Origin of the sequence: Fervidicella metallireducens AeB, from assembly GCF_000601455.1 — a bacterium.
Classification (GTDB): Bacteria; Bacillota; Clostridia; order Clostridiales; family Caloramatoraceae; genus Fervidicella; species Fervidicella metallireducens.
Window position 1 is genome coordinate 38,226 of sequence record NZ_AZQP01000019.1, and the last position, 11,197, is coordinate 49,422.

An 11,197-nucleotide genomic window follows, 5' to 3' on the forward strand; every position below is an offset into this window, starting at 1 on the left:
TACAGAACACTGCTGCTAAAAGTCCTTTTATTTAAGTTATAGATGCTTTATTTCAACACCATATTTTTTTAAACTCATTCTTAATCACAAGAAAATTTTCCACATCATTTAGAAATTGAAAAAGCATGGCCCTGCTTTCGAATTCTTCACGAGTTACCGGCAGTGGCATTTTTCTGAAATTATCTCTTAAAATATTTAACTCTTTTATAAGTATTTCTGCTGTATTCTCTTCATAAATAGATTCAGCTACCCTTTCAGTAAACTCAGCAATCATAACACTTTGTTCATATTTCATGAAAAACCTTTGAAAATGCTGTCTCATTCCTTTAATTGTTTCAAATTGCTGCATTCTCATTTCAATATATTGAACATAATAACTTGCATCTGTTAGAAAATAATTATTTAAATTAACATATGCCAGTTTTCTTGTTTTTTTGAGTTTACTTTCTAAAAAGCTAAAGATTTCTTTGTCATCCAGTTCTACTTCTTCTCTTTTTAAGGCATCAGCATTTTAAGTAAAACCTGCTTCATTTTTTCTTCTATGATTTTTTGTTCTTCCTTTATATTTGCCTCTATACTTGGTATATAAAGATTAAGTATAAGAGCTACAGCTATTCCTATTATAACCAGAGCCAATTCATTTTTTAACCAGAATATCTCAACGGATTCTTCCAAAAGAAGGTGAGATACCAATACGGAACTTATAACAATGCCCTCCTGAAGATTTAGACTTACTGTCAGAGGAATAAACAAAAATAGAAAAATACCAAATGTAACTATATGGTATCCAAACAAATTAAATATTGTAACTGAAAGAAGCAATGCTATTATACTTGCTATAAATCTTTGAAATGCTATTTTCACCGATTTTCTTTTTGTATTCTGTATACTCAATATTGTAATTATCCCAGCTGATACTGCATATTCTAAATTAAAGCTTTGTGAAATAAGTATTGCAATTACGGCACCTACAGCAGTTTTAATTGTTCTATATCCAATTAATTGCATATTTACCCCCTTTATTTAATGTATCTATCATTTAATAAACTATATTATATCTTTATTTTTTTCTTATACAATTAAAAAGATGTTAACTATTTCTAAAATTTCTATGATATTATTTATACATAAATTTTTTGCCAAAAAATTGATTTAAGGTTGGTGATTCTAGTGAAACCTATTCTTATCTTTATACTAAAAAATTGCCCCTATTGCAGGCAGGCACTTTCCTGGATTGATGAACTTAAAAAAAGTGATGCAAAATTTAACTCTATTCCAATAACAATTATAGATGAAAAACAGCACCCTGAGATAGCTGACAAGTACGATTATTACTATGTTCCCACATTTTATGTTGACGGCAAAAAAATTCATGAAGGTGCTGCCACAAAGGAAATTATAAAAAAAATATTTGAAATGGCTTTAGATTAAACCCTCTTTTAAACCTCTCCCTTCTTTAACTTAAAAGAAGGGTTTTTTATTATTGCTATGTTTATACAAATTATAGAATAAATATAATTTTAACTATCAAAACTACTTCTTTTTATTTTTCCCCAGCTATGTTTCATCTTTCTAAATTTTATTATCCCTTCTATCCTGTAAATTGTTGTTAATTGTCTGTATCCGAAATTCTCTATCACCCCATATAAACTTAACTTTATAAGTTGTTTTAAGCTGGGATATTTATTGAATGTGTATTCCTCAAGGAGTATTGCACCAAGGGATAATAAAATTCCATATAAAATTGATGATGATAAAAACAACAAGAAATACTTTGTATTCAATATTTTAAGGAAAAATGCAGTTGGTATTAAAATATATCCTATTATCTCTATAACAGGACCAATCATTTCAAATATCCAAAAATAAGGCACTGCAATCAGGCCTATCTGTTTATATCTTGGATTAAAAAACATCCTTTTATGTTTAAATAAACTGTCCATCAATCCTATCTGCCATCTTCTTCTTTGTCCCCTTAAGTCCTTTAATCTCTCAGGAGCCTGTGTCCAACAAACAGGATCTGGTATAAATTTAATTTTATATGGTCTTTTAATTCTAAGAAAATATTCATGTAGCTTTACTATAAGCTCCATATCCTCTCCTATTGTGTTTTTAGCATATCCACCAACCTCTATTGCTGCATCCTTTCTAAAGGCACCAAATGCTCCTGATACTATTAATAATGCATTTATTGAATCCCAGCCTACTCTTCCTGTTAAAAAGGCCCTTAGATATTCCACTATTTGAAACATGGCTAGTTTACTCTTTGGAAGATCAATATCTACAACCCTCCCCCTTTGAACTTTAGAACCATTGGCTATCCTGACTATCCCTCCAACTGCTATTGTATTTTTATCCTCAATAAATGGCATTATAACTCTAACTAAGGAATCACTTTCAAGTATTGAGTCTGCATCTATGGATGTTACAACCGGAAAATTAGAAACATTTATACCAGCATTTAAGGCATCTGCCTTTCCCCCATTTTCTTTATCAACCAGTATTAAATTTGGTATGTCAATATTCCGATATATACCTGCTATTTTATTTGTCTTGATTCTATATCTTACAGGCTGATTCACCTCAACTAAATCAAAGGCCTTAATGACCTTATTTAATGTTCCATCCTTTGAGCCATCATTTATAACTATTACCTCAAACTTTGGGTAGTTTAAGGCAAGGAGAGATTTTATATTTTCAACTATTGTTTCTTCTTCATTGTAAGCAGGAACCAAAATTGATATAGGTATCATATTATCAGAAACTATATATTTTTTATAATCTGAATATCTTATTTTTCTTATATATTTATTTAGATTAAATGTGGCAAATATAAGTTGTAGAAAATAAATAAAATTAATAATGAAAACGTAATATATAATCACATAATTAAATTTTAAAACAATCTCCCTTAAAAGTGATATATCCATATCAATCACCTATCTTTTTCTTCAGTATACTTTTTAACTATTTCACTAAGTTTAGGATTTCTATCTGTTGTTTTGTCATACTCTATAACCCTATCCCAACCATAGCTTGTCTCAAGAATAGATACTATAATGTCCTTTGCAAATCTATCCTCTCCTTCTAGTATGTCGTAAACCATATCAATCCCACCTTCAATGCTGACTAAAGAGTTAGCTGCATTATATCTTACATACCATTCTCTGTCAGATAACGCTGTAGTTAAAGGTATAATGGCATTGTCACTCTGCAGCTGTCCTAAGACCTTTGCAGCAATTGCCCTAACCTCCCAAGTTTCATCTGACAATAAAGAAATTATTGGTTCAACATATCTATTATCTCCCATATTACCTAATGCCTTCATTGCAGCTATCTTTTTTTCTTTGTTTTCAATCGCTAAAAAAAATGCTATTTCATCTGCTAAAGTTGTGTCTTTATAATTGCCGGCAGATTTTATAAATATAGAGGATATAAACTCATCTTCAATATAGATTAGATTTCTATAAACATATATCTTATCTCCCTCAAAACTATCTGCTATTTCAACAAGACTTCTTTCACTTAATGGAATAGATTTTGTTAATTTTTTAAATGCCTCTATAAAAGCCTCATTATCACCTATCTTTGCAAGTGCCATTAATACATTGTATTTTATCTCAACATGCTCTATATCAATTAGCTCAAGTAAAGGGTTGATTACTTTTTTGCTTCTTATATCTCCTAAGTGTTTGCAGGCAAGAGCAATTTTGTGAAAATCTTTTTTACTCAATTTTTCTAATTCATACTCTACAAGACCAATCTCCTCAGCAAGTTTAGTTAATTTGCCAGAAATGCTGCCTTTAAAATTTTCAAAATAAAACAACATCCTCTCTTCTACTACTTCTCTTTTAATTTTATGTCTGATATACTCTGACAATATATTAATTTGTATTTCTGTTATATCTTTCTCATCAAGCTGAGATACAATGTTATCAAGATAAGATGCTATACTATCCTGATACCTTCTCTTCTTTTTATTTTTGTACTTATCGTATAGTTTTTCAATTACAAGATACAAAAACAATGCCAATATTAATATTGAAAAAATTATAATGGAATATAAAACTATTAACTCCATAAAATCACCACTAATCTATTAACTTTTTAATTCTGCTGTCTAGTTCCACAGGTGAAAATGGTTTTAAAATATAATCATCTGCTCCTAAATCAAGTGTTCTTTTTATATATTCTTCATTCTTTTGCGATGACAAAACAATTATTGAAATGTTATTATCCCTTTCTCTGATATTTTTAATCAGTTCATCTCCGTTCATCAGTTTTAGATAATAATCTGTAACCACCAAGTCTATTCTGTTATTGTTTATAATTTCAATGGCTTCTGTTCCATCTTGAGCAGTGAAAACATTAAAACCTTTATTTTTATATCTGGACTTTAATATTGAGAGTATGATTTTGTCATCGTCTACAAACAAAATATTTTTAATTTTACTTTGCTTTAATGATTGACTATCTAAGATGACTCTGCTTTTTCCCTCTATCTTTGCCTTTGATAATGCCTCCTTGCCCCTTATATAAACTTCTTTAAAATCCTTCAGTTGGTTGATTTTTGTGGCAATTCCTGCTGAAAAACTTATATTAATGCCATAGTTTTTACCTAAATCAATTGAATATTTTAAAACATCCTCAGCTGCATTTTTCACCCATTTTATATCCCTTTCATAGAATAATATGGCAAATTCATCACCTGATATCCTATATGCAATATCAACCTTTGTTGTATATTTTTTAAACTCTGATACAACATTTTTAATTATATTATTTCCAAATGATAGTCCCATATTTTTATTTATCTCTGACATGTTGTCAAAATCTATTAAAAGCAAAGTAACCTCTTTTTCTTCATTTATGGCTTTAGAATATAAAGAATCTGCTAAAATCTCTCCCTGTCTTTTCACATAAAGCCCTGTAGCTATGTCATATACGGTATTCTTTAGACATTTAGAGCTCATGTTTATGAAATTTAATATCTTTAAATATAGTTCCTCTACATCAAAATCATATTCAACGCATTCAATTACACCTAGTTTTAAAAATTCTAATTTTGCATTATAATCTCTATCTGAGATTACTATAATAGGAAGTTGTTCTAGTATTTTTTCCTCTCTAACAGATTTTAATATGGTAAGAGCATTTAAATATTTGTTGTTTTGAATAATTACCAAAGATGGATTGTATGAAAAAATTACATCTACCACATCACCCTTTGATATAATTACATCTATTCCCTTGTCTTCTAACTTTTTAACTATTCCAACCAGTTTATCATCTCCATCAGGAAATACTAAAACTCTACTTTTATCAAGTGATTTATTATTTAAAATGTCCCTTACCTTTAAAAATTTTTCCATTAGTATTTTTTCTTTGCTTTCATCTGTTATATCTTGAAGTTCAAAATAAATATCCTCTATCTCGTTCTCTTTAGAGACTTCCTTCATCTTGTTTAATAAGCCCCTTACAACGTTATAAAAACTATTATCCTTATTTTTAATTTCTACTAATTCATTCATTGTATTTAATATATCCTTTAATACTCCTTCTAAATAGTCCATCTTATTCACCACCTATAATTTTAAAGTCATCCTTAGTATATATTTTATTATTGCCTTTTTTCAAAGCTATTCCAATATAAAATCCATCACATTTAATGGTTTTAATCCCTTTATTTGTATTAAAATCCTCCTTTACATGCCTTTATAATGTTAATTTTACAATATTATCAATCCAAACTCCATTATATTGTTTGAATGCTATTTTCTTTATTGTTTAATAAATGTAACTAAAGATTATTAGGGGAAATGTTTATTTGGCGAAAAATCAAGGTAGGTACAGAGTTGTGGCTTAAAACGCCTCTATACAATGTTTGTTTATAGTTTGAAATTATTTAAATTTATGATAATATATAGAAAAATGCTGGAGGTGAAAAAAATGAAATCATTAAAAGGAACAAAAACAGCTGAAAACTTGATGAGAGCCTTTGCAGGTGAATCACAGGCAAGAAACAGATATACATATTATGCTTCAGTTGCTAAAAAGGAAGGTTACATTCAAATTTCAAACTTGTTTTTGGAAACAGCAGAAAACGAAAAGGAACATGCTAAATTATTTTTTAAATTTCTAAATGAAAGTCTAAAAGGAGAATCAGTTGAAATTACTGGCGGCTATCCAGTAGGACTTGGAGATACTAAAACAAATCTTGGATATGCAGCAAGCGGTGAAAAGGAAGAATGGACAGAAGTATATCCTTCCTTTGCAAGAATTGCAGATGAAGAAGGTTTTTCAAATATTGCTGATGTATTTAGAAAGATAGCTGAAGTTGAGAAACATCATGAAGCTAGATACAGAAAACTTCTTGAAAACATGGAAAATGGAGAAGTTTTCAAGAAAACCCAGCCAGTTAAATGGAAATGTGGTAACTGTGGCTATATACACGAAGGTACCGAAGCTCCTGATGTATGCCCAGCATGTGCACATCCACAGGGCTATTTTGAAATAAATGCTGAAAATTATTAATTAAATGATGTGCTCCCCCTTAAAATAAACAGCTGAATAATGAAGCTGTTAACTTTCAAGGGGGAGTAAATTTTGGTAAAATTTCGGGACACATACTTACTGTAATTATTTGGGTAAAATATTCTTTATTTATTCTGATTAATCCTTATATGTCCTCTATCTTACTTTAAATATTTCATATCAACTACAAAGTAATTTACATGTCCATCTTCATCTTCCATTAAACATCTTCCTATAATGTATTTACCATCTCTTGCAAACCAATAACATAAATATAAAAGCCTGAATTTTCTTTGAGAAGAAAAGCTAAAGTGCCCCCGAAGGAAATTGGTGGCACTTTGAAAATTATTTTACGGTTACCTTACAATAAACTTTATACTTATAGCCTGGCATATAGGCATATATAATTGCTGTTCCCTTTGAGATAGCTGTTACACATCCTGTTGAGTCAACTTTTGCAACTTTGCTGTTGCTTGTTGACCATATTATCTGTTTGTTTATTATGTTAACTGGCAAAGTTGATGCTTTTAGGTTTATTTTTTGACCTTTCCTTAAAGTAGTGTTTGATATATTAAGCTTGAGACCTGTAAGTTTAATATTGCTAATGCTATCTCCATATTTAGTAAGTACAGCATCTCCAAAGCCAATGCTTATTCCGCTCATATCCTTGTCTCTGCTTGTTGAAAATCCAACAGCAGTATACTCGCCATTGTAAAAATAACCATGATTAAAACAATTTCCATCTGATCCGCCAAAGGATTTTTTCCATATTAAATTTCCTTCATCATCGTATTTTAACATTATTGCAGTAGATTTACCCTTTGATAATGAATACATATCCTTATCATTAGAATAAGATCTTCCAAAGACAATGTACCCGTCATTATCAGTATTAAGACCGTTAAAGCAGTCATAATTGCTTCCACCAAAGGTTTTATTCCAAATCAGGTTACCGTTATTATCAAATTTTGCAATAAATCCATCAGTATCTCCCTTTGAAAGTCCCTCAAAGTCTTCGTTTGATGATTTTGTTTCACCAATTGCAACATAACCATCCTTTGTTGAAATAACATATTTAAACGTTTCATTATTATTTCCAGCCAATAATTTTTTCCACTCAATATTTCCGTCTTTATCATATTTAACGATTATTGCATCATAGCTTTGATTATAATAACAGTCTTTAATTCCTGACATATCATATGTATCAGAATTAGAACTTCCAACGGCTATAAACCCTCCATCTGAAGTTGGACAAACCGAATAAAATATCTCGTATATATCTCCGCAGAAAGTTTTTTTCCAAAGTATATCCCCGTTTTGAGATAATTTAACTATCAAAGCGTCACTACGCTGTATGTTTAAATTTGATAAATCCTTATCTGTAGATGAGGTTTGACCAACAGCAATGTAGTTTCCATCCTGTAAAACTGCAACGGATGTAAAAAAATCATAATTTGAACCACCTATAATCTTTTTCCAAATAATATTTCCGCTGTTTGAATATTTTACTAACACGGCGTCCTCCATTCCTTTGTTTAAGCCTTTTAAATCTCCATCGGAAGAATATGAGGATCCAGCAACAATGTAATTGTTATAATTATCTTTTGTAATAGAGTAAAAGAAATCTTCCTTATTGCCTCCAAATAAACTTTTCCATTTTATAGAGCCGTATTTATCTATTTTCATTATAAAAGCATCTGTATAATAACCTTTTCTTAATCCCTTAAAATCTCCTGTGTTTGAGCCTGTATGACCTAATATAACACATCCTCCATCTTCTGTTTGAATTAAGGATTCAAAATCATCTCCCTCTTCTCCCCCGTAAGCTTTTGTCCAAAGAAGGATAGGGGAAGATGATGCCTTTGCAGTTTTTCCTAAATAATTGAAGGGTATTTGTAACAACATACAAAATGTTAATAATAGGATTGTTTTGATACAAAATTTTTTCTTCATAGCAACTACCTCCAGTCAAATACTTTGTTTTTTATCAATATTATAACAAATTTGGCAAATGGGACATATACTAATTGTTGTAAAATGATACTATATGTTGTTTTAGTATTTTCAGCCCGAATTTTAATCAAAACTTGAAAATTTCCTAGTTTAATATAATTTCATTTTATGATTTTATTAGATTTTTGTTATACCTATACAAATTCTACTATATAATTGGTATTTATTTTCAATAAAGTTAATACTATGTTTTTAAATTATTACTTATCTGTCCTTATGCCTCATAAATTTGATACAATATACTTAAATATTAAGGGAAAAGGAGTATAGTTATGAAAAACAGGATTGTGGCTGGAAAAACTATAGCACAGTGGACAAAAGAATTTCCAATCATAGAAGATTTAATGTCTACTAAGGAGGTATTCTGGACAAACCCAAAATACAGCTCCTTTGAAGAAGCAATTAAGAAGGTAGCTTTGAATGAATGCCATGTAAAAGATGCTGAAGAAAGATTATTGCGTTTTGCTCCATTTATAGCGAAACTTTTTCCTGAAACCGTAAAACTAAATGGACTAATTGAATCCCCTATTGTTAAAATTTCAAATATGAAAAATGAGTTATCCAAAATGTTTAATCAAAAATTGCCTGGACAAATGCTATTAAAATGCGACAGTCACCTTGCAATAGCTGGTTCAATTAAAGCCAGAGGAGGAATATACGAAGTTTTAAAGCATACCGAGGACTTAGCACTTGAACATGGATTAATAACTGTTAATGATGATTACTCAAAGCTGACAGATGAGAAATATAGAAAGTTCTTTAACCAATTTACTATACAAGTTGGTTCAACTGGAAATCTTGGTTTGAGTATAGGTATTATGAGTGCTAAGATAGGCTATAAGGTAGTTGTTCATATGTCAAGTGATGCTAAACAGTGGAAAAAAAATCTATTAAGAAGTAAAGGTGTAACAGTGATTGAATATGCTTTTGACTACAGTAAAGCAGTTGAAGAAGGTAGAAAGATTTCAGATGCTGATCCAATGAGCTATTTTGTTGATGATGAAAACTCAACAAACCTTTTTCTTGGATATGCAGTTGCAGCTTCAAGGCTTAAGAAACAACTTGATGAAATGAATATAGTTGTAGATAAAGAGCATCCTCTATTTGTTTATCTACCTTGTGGTGTTGGTGGAGGTCCTGGTGGAGTTACCTTTGGTTTAAAGCTGATATTTAAGGATGATGTACACTGCTTTTTTGCTGAACCAACACATTCTCCATGTATGCTGCTTGGAATGCTGACAAATAAACATGATGAAGTATCTGTACAGGATTTTGGAATTGATAATATCACAGCAGCAGATGGACTTGCCGTTGGTAAGCCTTCAGGATTTGTTGGTAAAACACTAGAAAACCTATTAAGCGGTGTTTACACAGTTCAAGATGATAAGCTATATATGCTTTTAAGCACTATGGCAGATTCTGAAAATATATATCTTGAGCCTTCAGCTCTTGCAGGAGTTCCTGGAATAGTTAATTTGTTTAAGAATGAACCCGCTACTGAATATTTAAAGAAACATAATTTAAGTGACAAGATGAATAATGCAACACATATAGCATGGGCTACTGGTGGAAGTCTTGTTCCTAAGGATGTTATGGATGAGTATTATAATAAAGGTGTTTATCTAAGAAATTGCTAATAAAATATAAAAACAAAACTCCCCTCAAAGTTTATTTGTAATTGGTGTTTCCTTTGAAGGGAGTTTTATTCATTGGTTCTAAATAATTCTTATATGTTCCTGTTCCTTTTAATAGTCATATTTTTTCAAAAGATCATCTAATGCTTCCCTTAAAAGCACAGCCTCTCCTACGCCTTCCCTTTTAGCTAATTCAGACAGTCTTTTTAGCTGCTCATAGGTATAATGACTTGTTTTTGTAACCATTTTTTCTTCTCGTGACAGGCAAACCCTGTTTCTCTCACCAGCCTTAGCCCTATAAAGTGCTCCCTCAGCTTTTCTTATTACCTCAGTAATTCTGTTACCATCATGTGGAAAACAAGAAATTCCTGCACTTATAGTTACATTTACTTTGCCATTCAAGGTTTCTTTATTGAAGGAATATGTTTCCCTTATCTTTTCCATAATAAGAAATGCTTTCTCCTTTTCAGTTGACGGCATAAGGATCGCAAACTGATCACCAGCATATCTATATATACTAGCTTTTGCATCCACATTATTTTTCAAATGCTCAGCAATAGATATAATAACTTCATCCCCTACATCATAACCATATTCCTCATTAACACGCATAAAATTATCAATGTCAACCATTGAAAGAGATAAATCCTCACATTTGTCCAATGATTCCCCTATCATCGATTCAAAGTCCTTAACAAAACACTCATACTTCTTAAGTCCAGTCATCTTATCAACCAAACCTTCATAGCTATTTTTGCTCATACTCATCAACCCCTTAATATTATTTTGATATATGTATGCATGTATATTTATCCTATATTTACAATAATATACTTTAATACATATGTCAATATATTATTGTGAGCAGATGGGACATATACTTCTTGTTATTGTATAGCAATATATGTTGTATTGAGTCTCTCCATGCCCTACTTTAATTTAAACTTTATAATGCCCTAACTTGAAATAACTTTCTATTTTGTTTTTTTCATAAATTGACTATGCTTGTCCAA

General features: G+C 30.4%; 10 protein-coding genes. 3 read left to right on the forward strand and 7 right to left on the reverse strand.

From position 1 onward, the window contains the following. Positions 1 to 52: 52 nt before the first annotated feature. Both Q428_RS15965 and Q428_RS15970 read right to left on the reverse strand, forming a co-directional pair. Complete coding sequence (locus Q428_RS15965; RefSeq protein WP_341349017.1) at positions 53 to 478, reverse strand: hypothetical protein; 426 nt, start codon at positions 476 to 478, stop codon at positions 53 to 55. A 17-nt stretch (positions 479 to 495) separates the two neighbouring features. Next, complete coding sequence (locus tag Q428_RS15970; RefSeq protein ID WP_242847795.1) at positions 496 to 1,008, reverse strand: aromatic acid exporter family protein; 513 nt, start codon at positions 1,006 to 1,008, stop codon at positions 496 to 498. A 162-nt stretch (positions 1,009 to 1,170) separates the two neighbouring features. Between Q428_RS15970 and Q428_RS07290 the strand changes: the two genes are divergently transcribed. Then, on the forward strand, positions 1,171 to 1,431 hold the full coding sequence (locus tag Q428_RS07290; RefSeq protein WP_035379586.1) for a thioredoxin family protein: 261 nt from the start codon (positions 1,171 to 1,173) through the stop codon (positions 1,429 to 1,431). A gap of 89 nt (positions 1,432 to 1,520) precedes the next feature. Here Q428_RS07290 and Q428_RS07295 read toward each other — a convergent pair whose 3' ends face one another. The 3 genes from Q428_RS07295 to Q428_RS07305 are packed head-to-tail and all read right to left on the reverse strand — an operon-like array spanning position 1,521 to position 5,573. Further along, positions 1,521 to 2,930 carry a glycosyltransferase family 2 protein gene (locus tag Q428_RS07295; RefSeq protein ID WP_035379588.1) on the reverse strand — a complete coding sequence of 470 codons (1,410 nt, stop codon included), beginning with the start codon at positions 2,928 to 2,930 and terminating at the stop codon, positions 1,521 to 1,523. 5 nt (positions 2,931 to 2,935) lie between these two features. Continuing rightward, a complete protein-coding gene (locus tag Q428_RS07300) occupies positions 2,936 to 4,081 on the reverse strand; it encodes a HEAT repeat domain-containing protein (protein WP_035379590.1) in 1,146 nt (381 codons plus the stop codon). Positions 4,082 to 4,091: 10 nt separating this feature from the next. Beyond that, positions 4,092 to 5,573: a response regulator gene (locus Q428_RS07305; protein WP_035379591.1), complete on the reverse strand. Its 1,482-nt coding sequence runs from the start codon at positions 5,571 to 5,573 to the stop codon at positions 4,092 to 4,094. A 376-nt stretch (positions 5,574 to 5,949) separates the two neighbouring features. Here Q428_RS07305 and rbr point away from each other — a divergent pair, with 376 nt between their 5' ends. Further along, positions 5,950 to 6,534, forward strand: a complete 585-nt coding sequence (gene rbr, locus Q428_RS07310) for a rubrerythrin (RefSeq protein ID WP_035379593.1) — start codon at positions 5,950 to 5,952, stop codon at positions 6,532 to 6,534. 345 nt (positions 6,535 to 6,879) lie between these two features. On the opposite strand, the gene Q428_RS07315 is transcribed toward rbr, so the two are convergent. Further along, entirely contained in the window at positions 6,880 to 8,490 is a 1,611-nt protein-coding gene (locus Q428_RS07315) for an Ig-like domain-containing protein (protein ID WP_035379602.1), read from the reverse strand. A 332-nt stretch (positions 8,491 to 8,822) separates the two neighbouring features. On the opposite strand from Q428_RS07315, the gene dsdA reads away from it, so the two are divergent. Then, positions 8,823 to 10,187 (forward strand): D-serine ammonia-lyase, encoded by a 1,365-nt coding sequence (dsdA, locus tag Q428_RS07320; RefSeq protein WP_035379604.1) that lies wholly within the window; start codon positions 8,823 to 8,825, stop codon positions 10,185 to 10,187. Between the two features lie 108 nt (positions 10,188 to 10,295). On the opposite strand, the gene Q428_RS07325 is transcribed toward dsdA, so the two are convergent. Next, entirely contained in the window at positions 10,296 to 10,946 is a 651-nt protein-coding gene (locus Q428_RS07325; RefSeq protein ID WP_051515038.1) for a diguanylate cyclase, read from the reverse strand. Between the last annotated feature and the right edge of the window lie 251 nt (positions 10,947 to 11,197).

What these genes read in the sequence shown, in the direction of transcription:
- Q428_RS07315 (WP_035379602.1), bottom strand. Translation starts at nt 8,490, where the DNA reads ATGAAGAAAAAATTTTGTATCAAAACAATCCTATTATTAACATTTTGT.
- Q428_RS07325 (WP_051515038.1), bottom strand. Translation starts at nt 10,946, where the DNA reads ATGAGCAAAAATAGCTATGAAGGTTTGGTTGATAAGATGACTGGACTT.
- rbr (WP_035379593.1), top strand. Translation starts at nt 5,950, where the DNA reads ATGAAATCATTAAAAGGAACAAAAACAGCTGAAAACTTGATGAGAGCC.
- Q428_RS07300 (WP_035379590.1), bottom strand. Translation starts at nt 4,081, where the DNA reads ATGGAGTTAATAGTTTTATATTCCATTATAATTTTTTCAATATTAATA.
- dsdA (WP_035379604.1), top strand. Translation starts at nt 8,823, where the DNA reads ATGAAAAACAGGATTGTGGCTGGAAAAACTATAGCACAGTGGACAAAA.
- Q428_RS15970 (WP_242847795.1), bottom strand. Translation starts at nt 1,008, where the DNA reads ATGCAATTAATTGGATATAGAACAATTAAAACTGCTGTAGGTGCCGTA.
- Q428_RS07295 (WP_035379588.1), bottom strand. Translation starts at nt 2,930, where the DNA reads ATGGATATATCACTTTTAAGGGAGATTGTTTTAAAATTTAATTATGTG.
- Q428_RS07305 (WP_035379591.1), bottom strand. Translation starts at nt 5,573, where the DNA reads ATGGACTATTTAGAAGGAGTATTAAAGGATATATTAAATACAATGAAT.